Source organism: Pleurocapsa minor HA4230-MV1 (assembly GCA_019359095.1).
Taxonomy (GTDB): domain Bacteria; phylum Cyanobacteriota; class Cyanobacteriia; order Cyanobacteriales; family Xenococcaceae; genus Waterburya; species Waterburya minor.
This window is the reverse complement of record JAHHHZ010000020.1, coordinates 264,762-282,781: the sequence shown is the minus strand read 5'-3', so window position 1 is coordinate 282,781 and position 18,020 is coordinate 264,762. Positions and strand designations below refer to the sequence as shown.

Sequence of the window (18,020 nt, the reverse complement as noted above, 5' to 3'; positions counted from 1 at the left end):
AGTAAGCAGTTAGCAACATACAACAGTCTTACCTATTTAACTTGATTGAGAACATCTTGCTCAACTAACTCTATTTGAAATACAGCGGCAAAAGCTTGCGCCACATCAATCCGAACTCGATCTACTGTCAGATCGGGAACAAATTCTTGTAAACTACCGACTGGCTTGTCGGCAATCCCACAGGGAACAATTCGTTTAAACCCACTCATGTCAGGACAAACATTAATGGCAAAACCGTGCATGGTAATCCAACGACGCACTTTAATGCCGATCGCAGCGATTTTCTTCCCTTCTAGCCAGACTCCCGTATAGTCTGGAACACGATAGGCAGACAAACCATAATTAGCCACAGTATTAATAATCACCGCTTCTAATTGTCTTAGATACCAATGTAAATCTTGTTGATAATAGCGTAGATTCATAATCGGATAACCTACCAACTGACCAGGACAATGATAGGTTACTTCTCCTCCTCGTTCAATCCGATGAATTTCAAATTGTCCTGCTTGAGGATCGAAGTTGAGAAAGTCTAAACTCGAACCTGTTCCCAAAGTATAAACAGGAGGATGTTCTAACAAAATCAAAACATCATTTAAACTAGCGTCATTAACTCTTTCTTCTACTAGCGATCGCTGATAGTCCCAAGCTTGGCTGTAATTAACTATTGCTTGATTATCTAACACACAATATCGATTATTTTGTGACATGAATACAGTCTGCTTAAAAAAATGTCAACCAATGTAACGTAACATGAAAAAAATGAATAGTTTGCTGTTTTTTTAGAGCTAAAGTGTTAATGTTGTAGCTATAAAGCTAGAGAAAGATACAATTGCTTAAGAAAATTGCCAAGATAAACTAAAACTGCAAACTATCTTAAAGTGGAAATCAAAGTGTAGCAGTTTTTTGATTTAAACAAACTGAATCCCTATAGATAAATTAGATTGATAGCTCACTCTGTAGTAAATAGGAGTATCATGATAAAACTTTTAAACACTACTAATCAAAAAATAACGCATCAAAAACCTGTAGTTAAGGTGTGTTGTAATTTTGGGTAATGCTATTAGTCGAATAATTTATTTAGAACTTAGAAATCTAGGTTGACTATTTACAACTAATCAGTAAAAGTCGAATTTTAGCTTTAAGAGATTCGTATATCTAATTACAATTTTCTAGCCAGGTTGCATTTTACTATATAGCTTTCAAACTGTAGATTATGGAGTAACGAGTATGAAACTTTTGATCCAAGGAAATAACATTGCAGTCACAGAATCAATTCATGATTACGTCGAACAGAAGTTAGAAAAGGCAGTTAAACATTTTCAGAATATAACTAGCAAAGTGGATGTCCATTTATCTGTGGCGCGCAATTCGCGGATCGAAAGAAAACATAAGGCGGAAGTAACCGTATTTGCCAATGGAACAGTGATTCGCGCTCAGGAGGGTAGCGAAAGTCTTTATGCAAGTATCGACATGGTAGCAGATAAAATTGCTCGTCAGTTACGCAAATATAAAGAGAAACATCTAGCCAAAAATGCTCATATACGACCAGAAGAACTAGTTGAGAGTGAAGAGCTAGTAGAAGTTAATGAGTTAAATAGCGATCGCCTGCCTGAATTACCCGCCACAGTCGTCAGAAGTAAATATTTTGCTATGCCTCCCATGACCACGGAAGAAGCATTGGCGCAACTTCAGCTGATAGATCATGACTTTTATATGTTTCACAATAGCGAATCAAATGAAATCAACGTCATCTATAGTCGCAATCATGGAGGTTATGGAGTAATTCAACCCCGTTCAGATAGTAATGCTCGCCAAGGTGATTATTCTCATTAAGCATCGTTAGGGCGAATAGAAAATGAGGCGAGGAGATTAGTAATGAATTTCTCTTGCCTCATTTTTTTTGGTTCAGTTTTTAATCGGGGGTTGAAAATACTTCTGTCTCTGGCTCGATTGAAAAATCTAAAGCCTGAACAATATAGGGAAAACCAGCACCAGCCAAACCTTGCTTAATGCGATCGCTTGTCCCTGCAAAAACTACAAACAGAGGATTAATTGCCTCGGCTGCTTCACTAATCATATGTTGCTCGGTAGGGGGCATCAACCATTCATAATCTCGATCGAGATAAACCTGAGTTTTTCGCCAGCGAGCGATCAGATCGGAAAAATCTTCTTCAGGACGATGAATAAAAACAATGATCTCTGCACCCATCTTAATCTTCCATTCTGGGTCACACATCAAAATGCCTAAATCACAAGGAAGAGAGGTGGCAACACGAGGAGTTTTAGCCTGCAAGGGATCATTTGTAGCTAGTTCTGGTCGGCGGATGCGAACTACAGGTAGGGGAATTGTAATTAAACTTTGTTCTGGACGACGAATACTGGGTAGTGTTTCGAGGTAAGGGCGATATTGCTTCAGTAAAGCGATCGCCCCGCTACGAGTACTGTACTCTGCCAGCAATGTCTCATAATCAGCTTTTTTGACGGATATCATGGGATTTTCAATTTAGGCAGAATACTGGTTACTAAAATAGTTGCGAAAGTAGCGATCGTGGTCTTTTAAAAATTAACCCAACTGATCGAAGATCGAGAACATCGGTAGATACATCGACAACAAAATCGTACCGACCATTACAGCGATACCAACCATCATAATTGGCTCAATCATACTAGTAAGGGCTTTAACGGACTGTTCTACTTCGTCTTCGTAGAAATCAGCTACTTTCTCCATCATGCCGTCTAGTTCTCCCGTTTCTTCCCCAATACTAATCATTTGAATTGCTAGGGGAGGAAAAACATTTTCTTTTTGAATTGCTAAGGAAATCATACCCCCCTGTTGAATATCGTTTTTTGCAGCCTGTACGGCATTGACTAGTACTTGGTTACCAATCGTGTCGCAGACGATATCAAAACATTGCAAGACGGGAACACCAGAACGAGTTAAAGTACCGAAAATTCGGCAAAAGCGAGCTACGGCAATTTTTTCGTTTAAGTCACCAAACAAGGGCATCTTAAGCATAAAGCCATCAATTTGTAGACGACCAGGAGGAGTTTTGTAGTAGGTACGAACTAAGAAGCTAATTCCCACAAATGCCACAATCGGAATTAGAACTTTCCAACTACGAAGGATATCACTAATACCCAGCATGACGCGCGTTAATAAAGGTAATTCGGCGCCCAGACCCTCAAAAATTCCGCCGAATACAGGAATTAAAAAAATTGTCATTCCTAAAAAGGCAATTACGGCAAAAATCCCTACTGTTACGGGATAAGCCATGGCTGATTTGATTTGGTTTTGTAACTTTGCCATGTCTTCCAACAGTTTAGACAGTCGCATCAATACTTCATCTAGCACACCACCAGCTTCCCCAGCTTCAACCATCGAAACATAGAGGTTATTAAAACATTCTGGGTAGTCTTTCATTGATTCCGACAAACTAGTACCCTGCTGTACTTCGGCACTAATACCTAATAATGCTCTTTTGAGTTTAGGATTAGGTGCTTGATCGGCTAAAATACCCAACGCCCGAATGATTGCCACTCCTGCATTGACCATTACGGAAAACTGACGGGAAAATACTGCCTTATCTTTGACCGTTACTTTAGCTAAGGCTAACTGTAATGGCTCTAGATTAATTTCTAAACCAGCTTTATTGATTTTACCGACTGCCACATATCTATTTTTGAGTACTAAACGAGCTTGTTCGACAGAAGCAGCGTCAATTTTTTGATTAAAGACTTTTCCTGAATGGTCTTTGACTTTTGCTATATAGGTAGACATAAATAAATTAAATAGTTGAAGTTAGTGATTGCAAAATAGTTAGTTTAAATATCAATTAACTGCGTTTAGCGCCTGGTTTGGCATTGGCCATCATCCCCATATCCCCCACAGCACTACCCGCCAAGCGCTGTAATTCATCTGGTCGAGAACTTTTAGCTAATCCTTCTTCCATGCTGACAATGCCTTTTTTGATTAAATCTGCCAAAGCCTGTTCCATCGTCTGCATCTCCATTTTTGCTCCAGTTTGGATGGCGGAGTATACTTGAGCAGCTTTACCCTCACGAATCAAATTAGAAATTGCTGGTGTAACAATCATGATTTCTTGCGCCATGACTCGACCAAATTCTCCTGGTTTGGGACTTTTCTTTTTGACCAAGGTTTGACTAAAAACAGCAATTAAAGAGTTAGACAGCATGGCTCTAATTTGCGCCTGTTGAGCAGCAGGAAAAACGTCAATTATCCGATCCACTGTTCCCGAAGCAGAGTTGGTGTGTAGAGTACCAAATACTAGGTGTCCTGTCTCGGCAGCGGAGATTGCCAAGGAAATTGTTTCCAAATCTCGCATCTCTCCCACCAGAATAATATCTGGATCTTCCCTTAGTGCAGCTTTTAGGGCATTACCAAAGCTTTTGGTATCTTCTCCTTTTTGGCGCTGGTGAAACAGACTTTTATGATTCTCAAACACATATTCAATCGGGTCTTCTACAGTTAAAATGTGTTCTCCCCGACTGCGGTTAATTAAGTCCAGCATCGCTGCTAAAGTCGTAGTTTTACCCGAACCTGTTGGGCCTGTTACTAAAACTAGTCCCCGTGGTCTTTCAGTGGTTCTTCTAATTACGTCGGGTAGACCCAACTGATCGAAATTGGGAATTTTGGAAGATAATGCTCGCAAACAAGCAGCAAAACAACCACGCTCTTTATAGACGTTAACCCGAAACCGAGCTAGTCCTTTCACCCCATAAGAACAATCGAGTTCCCAATGCTGTTCTAGCTCCTTTCTTTGAGTGTTGTTGAGCATACTAAAGATCAAACGTTGGCACTCTTGGGGACTCAGATCCTCGCCAATAGGGGTTAATTTACCGCTAATGCGGAAGTAAATTGGCGCGCCAGCTTGGATGTGCATATCAGAGCCACCCATTTCCACTAGCTGTTCCATCATGTCTTCAATCATTAAATCCATAATCTGTTCCTAAGCTAAATTGTTAAACTATTGGTTGATTTAAAAGCGAGGGGTCATACAGTAAGGACAATCTAGCCACTCAGGTAGTAATTCTGCCCGACAAGTACGACAGGTTAAGCCACTCTTGCGTTTGGCTTTTAATTCTGCTTCTAAACCTGAGTCGGTAAATGTTACCCGCTCTACTTCTTCTAAAGTAGTTTGACCTTCTCTAACCAGATTGAGGCTATATGCCAAAATCGTAATCATCCCTTCTTCCACCGCCACTTCTTTAATGCGATCGGTATTTGCCCCTTCATTAATCAAAGTCTGTATTCTTTCTGAATTACGCATTACTTCGTAAACCCCGACTCGTCCCTTGTAACCTCCTCCTTGACACTTAGCACATAGTGTTCCGTTGGCTTTTGCCTGGGAAAGCTGTTCTGGCTCTAACTTATTGGCCTTATAAAAAATGACTTCTTCCCCTGCCGCAGCGGACAAACCAAATCTGGATAGCTCTTCGTGAGTGGGATTATAAGCGATACGACATTCACTACAAACTTTGCGCATTAACCTTTGAGCCAAAACTCCCACTAATGCTCCCGAGATCATGAACGGTTCCACGCCCATTTCATCTAAACGAGAGATCGCTCCAGCCGCATCATTGGTGTGTAGAGTTGTTAATACTAAGTGGCCTGTTAAAGCTGCTTCAATCGACGTTTTGGCTGTCTCAGAGTCTCTAGTCTCACCTACCAGAATTACGTCAGGATCTTGTCTTAAGAAAGCTCGCAAAATTGAGGAGAAGTCCATACCCTTTTCACGAATTACCTGTACCTGAGTAATACCGTCTAGAGAATATTCAATCGGGTCTTCCGCCGTACAAATGTTGATGTCAGGACTATTTCTTTCAGCTAACACAGAATAGAGACTAGTGGATTTACCAGAACCCGTAGGCCCCGTAACTAAGATCATCCCAAACGGTCGTCTTGCCATATCTCGGACTATTTCTAGCGTCTCCTCGTGGGAAATAAGCTTATCTAGACCTAGTTGAGTTGCTGAATTATCGAGAATCCGCAGGACGACCTTTTCTCCGTAGCGGCTAGGTAGAGTATTGACCCGAAAATCGACTTTTCTCCCCTGAAACATTCGACGGATTTTGCCATCCTGGGGTAACCGCTTTTCGGCGATATCTAGCTCTGCCATAATCTTAAACCGAGCAATTACGGCTGGAATAATCTTTTTTGGCATCCGATCGAAAGGCTGCTGCAACACACTATCCTTGCGATAACGTATTTTTAAGCCTTCTTCCTGGGGTTCGACGTGAATGTCAGAAACACCATCCTGTAAAGCTTTAGCCAGAATTTTATTCACTAAAGTGATGATCGGTGCTGCTTGAGCTTCGTTGGCTGCACCTAAATCATCGGCAAGCTCATCCTCACCTTCTTCTAGATTAAAATCAAAGTTATCTAACTCCAGAGAAACATCGACATTAACCTCTTTTTTCTTCGCGGTTTCTTGTTTGACCTGCTCATCTAAAAATCGATCGATTAGCTGTTGAAAATCGCTTTGAGTAATAACCTGTCGTTCAATCCCAATTCCTTTAGGTCTAAGAATCCGATTAAGATCGTCTTGAGCCTCCAGGTTCTCTGGATCGACCATCGCCACGACCAAAATAGGATTCTCCCCCTCTTTCTGGTAGAGGGGAATTAGACGATAGCGACGACAAATATCAAGAGGAATTAGAGAATTAATCAATTCCCCCATCTGATTGTTACTAAATTTTTCGGTTTCAATTTCAGGATCGGCCGATTCCACTCCAAAAACAACTTTTAGCTCAAATAAATGATGCTTTTTATACTGACGCAGTAAATCTGGCGGTAGCTGTTTACCCGTCGCTGATTCCAAGATGTCGATCAGCGAATTACCCGTTTTGCGACTCTCTGCTAGAGCCTTCTGCATTTTCTCGCCATCAATAAAACCTTTTTGAACCAATTGATTACCAAAAGGTGACAAATTATTACGTACAGCGATCGCCCGATTTTTTTTAGAGGAAGAGTAAGCCATAAAATAGAAAAAATATCTCCTGACGATAGCTAGTGTTCCCTAAACTTGAAAGAAAATTCTTACTGTCTAAAACTAACTATTCAAATTACTGCTAAATGGTTTAATTCTTTTCGACTAGAGCAGAGTTTCGCTAAATCTGCTGATGACAAGGCAAGGAACTAATAATCGAGCAAAAAATATCTTATGATGACTGTACCATTAGGTTTATGAGGCGATCGCTGATTCATTAACCAAATAGTTTTAATCAGCTAGGAAAAAATTTAAACTGTTAATTCCTTAGCCGAATGCAATATCCTATATCTTGTAAGTAGAGAGACAAACATTCCTATGACTGAAGAGCAAAAACAACCTGAAAATCCGGCCGAAAATCCTGAAGTTGCGGTTGACATTTCCTTAGAAGACCATGATTCTGCATCGGAGTCTGCTGAAGAGCTAGATCGAGCTACGGAAGTAAGCGAAGATGATCGTCAAACTGCCGAAAATGAAGAGATTTTTGCCGCCTTCCAGCAAGAAAACGCTAATCTTAAGCAACTTTTAGACGAAAAAAGCCAACAGGCAGATCTAGCCAAAGCACAGTATGCTCGCTTGGCAGCAGATTTTGAGAATTTTCGCCGCCGAACTATTAAAGAGAAAGAAAATCTGGAAGTGCAGGCTAAGAAAAATGTCATCACCGAATTACTACCTGTAATCGATAACTTTGAGCGTGCTAGAACTCAGTTGAAACCAGACAGCGAGGGCGAAAAAGCAATTCATTCAAGCTATCAGGGAGTATACAAAACTTTGGTAGAGTGCCTCAAAAAAATGGGTGTTTCAGCCATGCGACCTGAAGGACAAGAATTCGATCCCAATTATCACGAAGCTATGTTGCGTGAACCCACCAACGAATATCCTGAAGGAACTGTAATTGAGCAACTAATGCGTGGCTATACAATTGGCGATACAATTTTGCGTCATGCCATGGTTAAAGTTGCTGTTCCTCAAGAACCTGTGATAACTTCGGAACAGAAAACGACAGAAAACGAAGAAAATGATCATTAAGTCAATACTTAGTTTCAAATGACTATTAAGTTTGAAACTCTATTAGGGATTTATTAACTCGGCATTGCAGTATGCCGATGAATACCATAAGCTTCTCTGTCGAAATCTTTGTAATTTATATACACAAATGAAAGTTACTGCCTAAGCACTATGGCAAAAGTTATCGGTATTGATCTGGGAACTACCAACAGTTGCGTTGCTGTACTGGAAGGGGGCAAACCCATAATTATTGCTAATTCCGAGGGAGCCAGAACAACTCCTAGTATGGTAGCGTTCGCCAAGGGAGATACTCGTTTAGTAGGTCAGTTGGCAAAAAGACAATCAGTCACCAACGCTCAAAATACAATTCATAGTATTAAACGCTTTATTGGTCGTCGTTGGGAAGATACAGAAGAAGAGCGATCGCGCACGCCCTACAAGTGTATTCCAGGTCGAGATGATACTGTCGATGTTCAGATCAAAAATAGGAATTATACTCCCCAGGAGATTTCTGCCATGATTTTACAAAAGTTAAAGGCAGATGCCGAAAGCTTTTTGGGAGAACCTGTTAAAGAAGTCGTAATTACTGTACCTGCCTATTTTACTGATGCCCAGAGACAGGCGACTAAAGATGCAGGTACGATTGCGGGACTTGAGGTATTGCGTATTGTCAATGAACCTACTGCTGCTGCCTTAGCCTATGGCTTGGACAAACAAAACCGCGAAGAACACATTCTCGTGTTTGACTTGGGTGGCGGAACTTTTGATGTTTCAATCTTGCAACTGGGCAATGGCGTATTTGAAGTCAAGTCTACAGCAGGCAACAATCATCTTGGTGGCGATGATTTTGATAACGTTATCGTCCGCTGGATGATCAAGACTTTTTACGCTCAAGAAGAAATCGATCTCAGAACCGATAAAATGGCGTTGCAAAGGATGAGAGAAGCTGCGGAAAAAGCCAAAATTGAGCTTTCGGCTACTCCGACCACATCGATTAACCTGCCTTTTATTACTGCCGATGAAACAGGGCCTAAACATATCGAATTGGAACTAAGCCGAGCTAAATTTGAAGAACTAGCCAAGGATTTAATCCAAAAAACTTTAGAACCTGTTAAGTTAGCTTTAAAAGATTCTGATTTAGAGCCTAATGAAATCGATCGCATCATTTTAGTTGGCGGTTCTACCCGTATTCCCGCAGTTCACGCAGCGATTAAAACGATCTTTGATGGGATGCAAATAGATCGCTCAGTTAATCCAGATGAAGCAGTGGCAGCAGGAGCAGCAATTCAGGCAGGAGTTTTGGACGGAGAAGTTAAAGATGTTTTGCTACTTGATATTACCCCTTTATCACTGGGGATCGAAACTTTGGGCGAGGTTTTTACGAAGATAATCGAAAAGAATACTACCGTTCCCACTAGCAAATCGCAGATTTTCTCCACCGCTGCTGATGGTCAAACCAGCGTGGAAATTCATGCTCTGCAAGGGGAGAGAGCCATGGCGAAAGACAATAAAAGCCTGGGTAAATTTCTCCTAACAGGAATTCCTGTTGCTCCTAGAGGAATGCCACAGATTGAAGTTGCCTTTGAAATTGACGTGAATGGTATTTTACAGGTTTCGGCTCAAGATAAAGGTACTGGGAAACAGCAAGGCATCACTATTAGTAATACTGGAGGACTAAGCTCTAGCGAAGTTGAGCGAATGCGTCAAGAGGCTGACAGTTTTGCCGACCAAGATCGGCGTAATGTTGAATTAGTCAAGTTAAAAAACCAAGCCGAGAATTTAATTTACAATTACGATTCAACTGTTAGTGAACAAGGAGACTTGATTCGCGATGAGTATAAAGCAAAAATTGCTCGAATTAAAGAAGAGTTTAATATAGCTTGTAATAACCCTCATACGAGCATCAAAGATATTAGTGATATTTTAGACAGCCTGCGTCAAACTCTCCTGGAAATTGGTACGGATGTTTATCAACAAAAGAATTCTAATTCTAATGATGCTTTCGTCTTTGATGACTTTGAGGATGACGAGTTGGCTAGAGCTAAAACTGAGGTTGATTTAGCTGGCGACAACAGTGTCAAAGCAGTTGTAAGTATATCTAACAATGTTAAGGTTGAAGGAGGTGCTGATTTTGGTTTAGACGATGATTATGAATCAGTTGATTAAGTGAATCTAAACTTTAGTTTATGTGGTTGACTATAAGTAAGGCAAATTTAAAATAATTAGTTCTTAGTAGTAACCGTACTATATTTACAGGTTCTGATTTTGTTACAGTACAATCTATAAACCATAGGAAAAAATTAAGATTTTATGGCAGAGGACTACTATCAAATCCTGGGCGTATCCCGCGATGTAGATAAAGATGAACTAAAGCGCGCTTATCGTCGACTAGCACGCCAATATCATCCCGATGTCAACAAAGAACCAGGAGCAGAAGAAAAGTTCAAAGAGATCAGTCGTGCTTACGAAGTTCTTTCTGAACCAGAAACTCGCAGTAGATACGATCGCTTTGGCGAAGCTGGAGTAGGTGGGGCTGCTGGTGCGTCGGGATTTGACTACAATGATATGGGTGGTTTTGCCGATATCTTTGAAACTATTTTTAGCGGTTTTGGTGGTGGTGCTAGTACTAGCCAAAGTCAGTCTCGCCGTCGTAATGGGCCTGTAAGGGGAGACGATCTGCGCTTAGATCTAAAACTGGACTTTAGAGAAGCTGTTTTTGGTGGCGAAAAGCAAATTAAAATTCCCCACCTAGAATCTTGTCAAACCTGTAATGGTACTGGAGCCAAACCAGGTACAGGAGTCAAAACCTGTAGTGTCTGTAGTGGTAGTGGTCAAGTGCGTCGTGCTACTCGAACTCCTTTTGGTAGTTTTGCTCAGGTTTCAGCTTGTACCAACTGTAACGGCACAGGACAGGTAATTGAGGAGAAATGTGGCACTTGTCATGGTGCGGGTCGTCAACAAGAAACTAAGAATCTTAAAATTACTATTCCTCCAGGTGTTGATAATGGTACTCGTCTAAGAGTTTCTGGAGAGGGTGATGCTGGTGTTCGCAACGGTACACCAGGGGATCTATACGTTTATCTATTTGTGGAATCTGACAAAGAATTCACGCGCGAAGGTATTAACGTTAGATCGGAAATTTCTATTAGCTATCTACAGGCTATTTTAGGCTGCAACTTAGAAGTTAATACAGTTGATGGTAAGGAAGGATTGACTATTCCTTCAGGAACTCAACCAAACACGGTGCTGACTTTAGAAAATAAAGGTGTGCCTAAACTTGGTAATCCTGTGAGTCGGGGAAACCATCTAATTACCGTTAAGATCAATATTCCGACTAAGGTTAATTCTGAAGAGAGAGAACTTTTAGAAAAACTGGCAGGCGTTAGAGGTGAAACTGTAGGCAAAGCTACCAAAGAAGGCTTTTTGGGAGGTCTATTCCAAAAATGATCGATCCTCAAAGCACGGATAACACTATCCCAGACCACGCAGATGTTCATTTAGATTTGCGGGGTACTCCTTGTCCAATTAATTTTGTCAGAACCAAATTACGTTTGGAGCAAATGCCACCAGGTTCACTGTTAGAAGTTTGGCTCGATCCTGGTGAGCCGATTGAACAAGTGCCTGATAGTCTTAAAATGGAAGGTTATCAGGTTGAGGCGTTGGCCCAACAGCAAGATTTCTTTTCTTTGTTAGTTCGTCGTCCTGCAACTTCGTGAGTGAAGAAGATCGTGTGGATAAATTGCTGAATCCTGCGACTCGAAACTTAAATGAGTTGTGGGGAACAGTGGTGGCAGTTCAAGCTAATTTTTATCAGGTAAAGTTAGCCAATAATCCAGTAGCTAAGTCTTTACTTTGTACTAGACGTACTCGCCTAAAAAAAATTGGGCAGAGTGTCATGGTCGGCGATCGCGTTTTAATTGAAGAACCTGATTGGCAAGATGCTAGAGGGGCTATCGGTAGAGTTGAGCCTCGTTCTACAGAGCTACAGCGCCCTCCTGTGGCTAATGCGGAGCTGATTTTACTGGTGTTTGCTGTGGCAGAACCAACCCTCGATCCTTGGCAGCTTAGTCGCTTTTTAGTTAAGGCTGAGTCAACGTCTTTGAAGCTTTGTTTGTGTTTCAATAAGTGTGATTTGATTACCCCAGAACAGCAGCAACAGTGGCAACAGCGTTTGTCACAATGGGGCTATGATGCTAGCTATATTAGCGTGGTGCAAGGAATTGGCATCGATCAATTGTTATCGCGTCTTGAAGGTAAAATTACCGTGGTGGCAGGACCTAGCGGTGTGGGCAAATCTAGCTTGATTGATACTTTGATTCCCTCGATTAATTTAAGAGTGGGCGAAGTTTCAGGTAAACTACAGCGAGGTCGCCATACGACCCGTCATGTAGAGTTATTTGAGCTTCCTGGGGGTGGTTTACTAGCTGATAGTCCAGGGTTTAATCAACCTGAGATGGACTGTATCCCCAGTAATTTAGCACAGTATTTTCCTGAAGCTAGAGCTAGATTACAACAGGCAAACTGTCAGTTTAGTAACTGTCTTCATCGTGATGAGCCAAATTGCGTTGTGCGCGGAGACTGGGAGAGATACGAGTATTATCTAGATTTTTTAGATAAAGCGATCGCTCGTCAAACAGCATTACAACAACAGCCTGACGAAGAATCCAAGCTTAAATTAAAAGTAAAGCGATCGGGAAAAAGCGAATACGAACCCAAGCTGCAAACTAAAAAGTATCGTCGCACTTCCCGCAATGTTAAACATCAGAACCTGCAAGATATCTACACCAGGCAACTAGAAGAAGAAATTGAAGATCAACTGTAATATTAAGGGACTTGGGAACTTGGGGACTTGGGGCAATAATCAGAATTACCTCCCTACTTCCTATTTCCTATTTCCTATTTCTTACTTCCTATTTCCTACTCCCGCTGATGTGGCTGCAATAAATTGCCAATATCTGGCCCCAGTGGAATAATCCCCCCTGGGTTTAAGGGAAATAAATTACCGTAGTAGTCTCGTTTAATGCTTTTGAGATCGCAAGTTGCTGCTACTCCTGGTAACTGGTATAAATCTCGTAGATATCCGCTCAGATTATGATAATCAGCTATACGGCGTAAGTTGCATTTGAATAGTCCGTAGTAAACGATATCAAAACGGAACAGGGTTGTAAATAATCTAATATCGGCTAAAGTAGGGCGATCGCCACAAAGATAGCGTGTTTTTTCTAAGGCTTGCTCTATTTCGTCTAAAGTAGCAAATAATTCCTGACTGGCAAGATCGTAAGCTGCTTGAGATTGAGCAAAACCACAGCGATAAACACCGTTATTAACTGCATGGTAGATTTTCTCGTTCCAGGAGTCGATCGCCTCTTTTTGTTCTGCTGGATAGAGATCGAAGTCAGGGTGTTGGGCAAATTGATTAAACTCAGAATTGAGGATTTCAATAATCTCCGCACTTTCGTTATTCACAATCGTTTTTGTCTCGTCATCCCATAAAATTGGCACTGTAGAGCGTCCTTTATAGCCAGGACAGGCAAGCTGATATAGTTCGGGGACAGTATGGCAATTTAATTCAGGCTGGTCTAAAACCCAGATTCCCGCATCGGGGGAAGGATAAACTATCGAAACAGCGATCGCACTTTCTAACCCTTTTAAAGCTCTAGTAACCACAGTACGATGCGCCCAAGGACAACCCATGCCGACATATAAGCGGTAGCGATTAGCAACAGGTTGATAAGGATTCTCTGGCTGGGTACTGAGATAATTTCTAAACTGGCTTTGGGGACGCACATACTCCCCTGTCTGATTGCGCGGTGCTAGCTGGGACATCATCACCTGCCACATGGTTGTCCAGACAAACTTGCCCGTTTTAACAATTAACTTACCTGGAAGAGACTTATTTGCCATCAGCTTTTATTTAACTCTTTAACTGTTCCCTTTTACCTTTTACCCTTTCCCTTTTACCTACTTAACTGCATAGAAACTAAGGGTGGTATTACCGTAAGATTTAGTGCGATAAATTTCTAATCCTGGTATTTCTTTGGCTTGCCATAGCTTAGGATTGTGTTCCACAGCGATCGCTCCTTCAGGTTTAACTAATTCTAATAAGGCGATCGCTTTTAAAACAGGTAAGTATAAATAACTATCATAGGGCGGATCGAAATAAATCCAGTCGAATTGCTGTCCAGTTAACTTTTTAATTTTAAGTAAAACATCTCCCTGAATCAGCTCATAGGATTGTCCAGGCTGGATTACTTGCTGCCAGTTAGATTCAATCACTTTACAGGCTTTGCCATACTGCTCAATCCCGACTACTCTACTTGCTCCGCGACAAATCGCCTCTGCGCCCATTGAGCCATTTCCTGCACATAAATCGAGCCAACTAGATCCTTCCAAGCGATCGCGCCAAATATTAAACACGGCTTCTCTCACCCTGGCAGCAGTGGGACGAGTTCTTTGTCCTGGGACAGTTTTAAGCTGCCTATTTCCATAAATCCTCATAATTCTAATTTTAATCAAAAATCTGTAAGAAAAAGTAGTCTGAAATCATAATTTTTATGAACAGAGTCGCTGATTTATCATCCAGAAGTTGCGATTAAGGAGAAGCGCAGCCAATCGCGCTTTTAACAGAAATTAGCCTCAAAATGTCTTAAAAGCTAACAGCTAATAGTTAATAACTAACAGCTAATTGATAAATAATGTAGCCCTTAACTTGCTACCAATAAATAAATAGTTCAAATTAAAATAATTGAACTATAAATTAAATGTTTAATACCACAATATCTTGCTAATTGGCTAATTAAATCGATCAAATAAACAACCAAGTTTTTCTATCAGTAATGTTGCTGATTTTAGATATAACCTTCATTTTTTTAGTCTAATGATTCCGTAAATATACAAATGACATTATTGATTATTTAAGAGTTTAATTTGCATATGTTCAGTATAAACAATTTCTATGTCTTAGAAAAAATACACAAAAATTACTATCGATACTTTCCCCTTATTGCCATTGAAACTATTAGAAGACACTTGCTAATTATGTGAAATAAAGACTAGTTATTGTAGTTTTTGAATTATACAACCTCAAATATCTCTGTATAACTGGTTTTTAAATTCTTATTTTATATGAATACTCTTCTTTTCGAGATCGGTATTACAGTCCAGTAATTTTAGTTAAATAATTCGTATGAATCAGCATAGCTTAACCAGAAAGAAATACTATTTACCATTGATTGGTACAGCCTTAGCTGTTGCCAGTCTATTTCAATTTTCTCTACCTGTATTTGCAGCAGGAACTAAAGCAGGTCAAGTTTTACGTAACACCGCTACAGGTACTTACGAAGATGACGCAGGCAATCCATATACTATTGAATCCAATCCTGTAGAAGTAACTGTTGCGAAAGTAGCTGGTATCACTAACCTACCTACAGGCTTTGATGACCTACCCAGTAGCCCACCTAATACCACGGTTTTACCTGGTGACAGAGTTGCCTTTGAATTTACCATCTCCAACGTTGGTAACGACATAAGTAATATCTTTATTCCTGATTTAGCCAATATCTCTACTAAAGGTTTAATTAGAACAACGACCAATACTAATGACTCCAGCAACTTTGTCATTCAGGTTTCTCCAGCCTTAACTGCTAATGGTACTCATACCTTTGCTGCAATTCCCGCAACTGGTGCAGCAACAGAAACTAGACCAACTACTGGTATTGTTGAAAATGTGCCGATTAACGGCAAGGTAATCGTTAGAGTAACTAGTACAGTTTCAGCCACTGCTGCTGGTGCGCCTATTGAAGTCAGATTAGGTGATACGCCTCCTAACACCGATCCTAATGTTCCTGTGGCAGCGACTCAAAACCAACCTGATGCTCCTGGTTCTGCTGATACTACTGATACACAAACTCGAGATGTTCGTACTGAAAACGCAACTACTCCTGGTTCTTCCGTACCTTTAGTAGGCGGACAAAAAGAAGCCAGTGCGGTTAACCAAGTATTCCTGGGAGCTAATCCTTTAGCGATGACTCGGATTGAGAAAACCAGAGGTACAGTCCAACCTGGAGCTACTGCTGCTCTCAATGACAATATTATCCCATATAGCTTAGATCTCGAAGTTCTAAACACTACGCCCAACTCTCTCTATACTCCAGGAGATCTTGAAGGTCGTGATTTTGCCAGTCGAATTACTGGTATTGTTCCTGCCGACGCTAGCAACTTAATCTTAATTTCTGATGCCATTCCAACTGGTACTAAGTTAAATGCTGCTTTAACCCCAGTAGGTAATTGGACACCTGTTTATAGTACTGCTACAACTGGTACGCCATTCACAATGCAGTGGACTACAACTGCCCCAACTCTAACATCTGTAACTCGTGTAGGTTGGGTTTATGATGCTAGACCTACTCCTACTGGAGACGGCCCAATTGCTTCAGGCACGACTATCACTGCTGCTCAGGGTGGTTTTACCTTTAATGTCATTACTTCTGACTTAAATGCTAGTACTGGCGGTACAGTTGCTAACATCGCTCAAGTCTTTGGTGGTACGGTTAACGGTTTAGATATCTTTGATGAATCTGGTGACCAAGATCCTAGTAACTTTAATGGTACTAATCCAGGGCCTAATGAAACTGATACTACTCTTTCTACTGGTATTGCCAATCCTGCAACTCATGGAGTTGATCGTAACAACGACAACAATACTGCTGGGGCCGATCCTGCATCCCCTGGTGGTGAAGACAACGTTCTTACCATTGGTGCGCCAGGAGATTTACTTAACGGCCCAGATGGACAACCCACAGCAACTGGTGATGTCTTTGGTGTTGGGCCAGATAATGACCACGACTTCCAGAATTTGGGTGTAAAGAATTTCACAACTCTTGCTCCAAATGCTCAACACAATGCTACAGTTCCAACTACCTTGAATCCTGGTATAGTAACCTTCAATAATACTCTTAGTAACCCTGGTGGTTCAGATTTATCTAATGTATTGCTCCAGCCGATTAATCCAGAATTTGATCCTGACTTCGACGGTAGCGCTAAGGATACAGATTTACCACTGGGAACTACTGTGACGATTAAATTAGGCACAGAAACTGCGACCTATACTTATCAAGATAATGCTGCTACTCCTAGTACTACAGATCGTATATTTGTTTTGACTAGTGATACGCCAATTGAAATTCCTACTTTAGCTGCTGGTGTTCCTTTAGATTATCAGGTTGAAGTAGACCTACCAGCTGGTACTGGACTATCTACCGATGATGCGATCAATGGTGGATTCCCTGTGGCAATGATTGCTTTCGTTGACGGTGATAGCGATGGTACTCCTGATGTTATAGAAAATCGTAACATAACTGTAAACCAAGTTTATACAGGTCACATCAAAGTAAGTAAGCAAGTACGGGTTGTAAATACAACAGTAACACCTAATGTTGTCAGGTCTGGCATGAACTTTGACGATCCTAACAGTGCCAAACAACCTTTACCAGGAGATATCTTGGAATATCGCGTAATTTATCGTAATATTTCTGAACCTCAAACTGGTAATGGTACTAACGTTGTCCTTAATGGTGTCGATGTGATAATTGATGAGGACGGTACACTTGATTATGGTGATGACGCAACTCTCAATAACAGTGATAACAACTGGGGTCTAGATAATAATGCCGATGGAGATCTAGACACTGTTAATGTTCAAAATAGTGCAGCAGATACTAATAACGGTACAATCACCTTCCACACTGGTAGGTCAACTTCTCCTACTCCCATCAACAGTTTAACCTCCGCAGGTACAACTGATCCTGGTGATACAGTTACAGGTTATCGCAGTACTGTTCCTCTCCTTGCTCCTGCTGGTGCTGAGTCTGTTACCTCTGAACTCACAGAATATAATGCTCCTGGTGATTCTGCCTTCACTTTCAAACGTACAGTTGATAAGTTTGATGGTTTAGGAGCAGAAGGTCTAAATCCATAGGGTCTAATTTGAATGCAGCTATCGCATAG

Annotated in this window: 14 protein-coding genes; 7 read left to right on the top strand and 7 right to left on the bottom strand. The window is 41.0% G+C overall.

Features of this window, described 5'->3' with window-relative positions; translation table 11 throughout:
- Positions 1-32 precede the first annotated feature (32 nt).
- Positions 33-707, bottom strand: coding sequence for a lipoyl(octanoyl) transferase LipB (gene lipB, locus KME09_11870; protein ID MBW4534622.1), 675 nt, complete (start codon positions 705-707; stop codon positions 33-35).
- A 520-nt stretch (positions 708-1,227) separates the two neighbouring features.
- Between lipB and raiA the strand changes: the two genes are divergently transcribed.
- Positions 1,228-1,833 carry a ribosome-associated translation inhibitor RaiA gene (gene raiA, locus KME09_11865; protein ID MBW4534621.1) on the top strand — a complete coding sequence of 202 codons (606 nt, stop codon included), beginning with the start codon at positions 1,228-1,230 and terminating at the stop codon, positions 1,831-1,833.
- Between the two features lie 79 nt (positions 1,834-1,912).
- On the opposite strand, the gene KME09_11860 is transcribed toward raiA, so the two are convergent.
- The 4 genes from KME09_11860 to KME09_11845 all read right to left on the bottom strand — a co-directional run bounded on the left by KME09_11860 (position 1,913) and on the right by KME09_11845 (position 6,998).
- Positions 1,913-2,488: a hypothetical protein gene (locus tag KME09_11860; GenBank protein ID MBW4534620.1), complete on the bottom strand. Its 576-nt coding sequence runs from the start codon at positions 2,486-2,488 to the stop codon at positions 1,913-1,915.
- Positions 2,489-2,563: 75 nt separating this feature from the next.
- Positions 2,564-3,778: a type II secretion system F family protein gene (locus tag KME09_11855; protein ID MBW4534619.1), complete on the bottom strand. Its 1,215-nt coding sequence runs from the start codon at positions 3,776-3,778 to the stop codon at positions 2,564-2,566.
- A 55-nt stretch (positions 3,779-3,833) separates the two neighbouring features.
- Positions 3,834-4,958: a type IV pilus twitching motility protein PilT gene (locus KME09_11850; protein MBW4534618.1), complete on the bottom strand. Its 1,125-nt coding sequence runs from the start codon at positions 4,956-4,958 to the stop codon at positions 3,834-3,836.
- Between the two features lie 39 nt (positions 4,959-4,997).
- Positions 4,998-6,998, bottom strand: a complete 2,001-nt coding sequence (locus tag KME09_11845) for a GspE/PulE family protein (protein MBW4534617.1) — start codon at positions 6,996-6,998, stop codon at positions 4,998-5,000.
- A gap of 327 nt (positions 6,999-7,325) precedes the next feature.
- On the opposite strand from KME09_11845, the gene grpE reads away from it, so the two are divergent.
- From grpE to rsgA, 5 genes are all read left to right on the top strand, one after another.
- Complete coding sequence (gene grpE / locus KME09_11840; protein ID MBW4534616.1) at positions 7,326-8,036, top strand: nucleotide exchange factor GrpE; 711 nt, start codon at positions 7,326-7,328, stop codon at positions 8,034-8,036.
- Between the two features lie 150 nt (positions 8,037-8,186).
- A complete protein-coding gene (dnaK, locus tag KME09_11835; GenBank protein ID MBW4534615.1) occupies positions 8,187-10,181 on the top strand; it encodes a molecular chaperone DnaK in 1,995 nt (664 codons plus the stop codon).
- Positions 10,182-10,325: 144 nt separating this feature from the next.
- Positions 10,326-11,462, top strand: coding sequence for a molecular chaperone DnaJ (dnaJ, locus tag KME09_11830; GenBank protein MBW4534614.1), 1,137 nt, complete (start codon positions 10,326-10,328; stop codon positions 11,460-11,462).
- Positions 11,459-11,731, top strand: coding sequence for a sulfurtransferase TusA family protein (locus KME09_11825; GenBank protein MBW4534613.1), 273 nt, complete (start codon positions 11,459-11,461; stop codon positions 11,729-11,731). The genes dnaJ and KME09_11825 overlap by 4 nt, the downstream gene beginning before the upstream one ends.
- Positions 11,732-11,754: 23 nt before the next feature.
- On the top strand, positions 11,755-12,837 hold the full coding sequence (gene rsgA / locus KME09_11820) for a small ribosomal subunit biogenesis GTPase RsgA (GenBank protein ID MBW4534612.1): 1,083 nt from the start codon (positions 11,755-11,757) through the stop codon (positions 12,835-12,837).
- Between the two features lie 95 nt (positions 12,838-12,932).
- On the opposite strand, the gene KME09_11815 is transcribed toward rsgA, so the two are convergent.
- Positions 12,933-13,919: a glutathione S-transferase family protein gene (locus KME09_11815; GenBank protein MBW4534611.1), complete on the bottom strand. Its 987-nt coding sequence runs from the start codon at positions 13,917-13,919 to the stop codon at positions 12,933-12,935.
- A gap of 57 nt (positions 13,920-13,976) precedes the next feature.
- Complete coding sequence (rsmD, locus tag KME09_11810; GenBank protein MBW4534610.1) at positions 13,977-14,513, bottom strand: 16S rRNA (guanine(966)-N(2))-methyltransferase RsmD; 537 nt, start codon at positions 14,511-14,513, stop codon at positions 13,977-13,979.
- Positions 14,514-15,201: 688 nt separating this feature from the next.
- Between rsmD and KME09_11805 the strand changes: the two genes are divergently transcribed.
- A complete protein-coding gene (locus tag KME09_11805) occupies positions 15,202-17,991 on the top strand; it encodes a hypothetical protein (GenBank protein MBW4534609.1) in 2,790 nt (929 codons plus the stop codon).
- Positions 17,992-18,020: the final 29 nt, after the last annotated feature.

Excerpts from the sequence above, each read along its gene's own strand:
- KME09_11825 (MBW4534613.1), top strand. The coding sequence starts at position 11,459 with ATGATCGATCCTCAAAGCACGGATAACACTATCCCAGACCACGCAGAT.
- rsmD (MBW4534610.1), bottom strand. The coding sequence starts at position 14,513 with ATGAGGATTTATGGAAATAGGCAGCTTAAAACTGTCCCAGGACAAAGA.
- grpE (MBW4534616.1), top strand. The coding sequence starts at position 7,326 with ATGACTGAAGAGCAAAAACAACCTGAAAATCCGGCCGAAAATCCTGAA.
- raiA (MBW4534621.1), top strand. The coding sequence starts at position 1,228 with ATGAAACTTTTGATCCAAGGAAATAACATTGCAGTCACAGAATCAATT.
- dnaK (MBW4534615.1), top strand. The coding sequence starts at position 8,187 with ATGGCAAAAGTTATCGGTATTGATCTGGGAACTACCAACAGTTGCGTT.
- KME09_11815 (MBW4534611.1), bottom strand. The coding sequence starts at position 13,919 with ATGGCAAATAAGTCTCTTCCAGGTAAGTTAATTGTTAAAACGGGCAAG.
- KME09_11845 (MBW4534617.1), bottom strand. The coding sequence starts at position 6,998 with ATGGCTTACTCTTCCTCTAAAAAAAATCGGGCGATCGCTGTACGTAAT.
- dnaJ (MBW4534614.1), top strand. The coding sequence starts at position 10,326 with ATGGCAGAGGACTACTATCAAATCCTGGGCGTATCCCGCGATGTAGAT.
- lipB (MBW4534622.1), bottom strand. The coding sequence starts at position 707 with ATGTCACAAAATAATCGATATTGTGTGTTAGATAATCAAGCAATAGTT.
- KME09_11850 (MBW4534618.1), bottom strand. The coding sequence starts at position 4,958 with ATGGATTTAATGATTGAAGACATGATGGAACAGCTAGTGGAAATGGGT.
- KME09_11805 (MBW4534609.1), top strand. The coding sequence starts at position 15,202 with ATGAATCAGCATAGCTTAACCAGAAAGAAATACTATTTACCATTGATT.
- KME09_11855 (MBW4534619.1), bottom strand. The coding sequence starts at position 3,778 with ATGTCTACCTATATAGCAAAAGTCAAAGACCATTCAGGAAAAGTCTTT.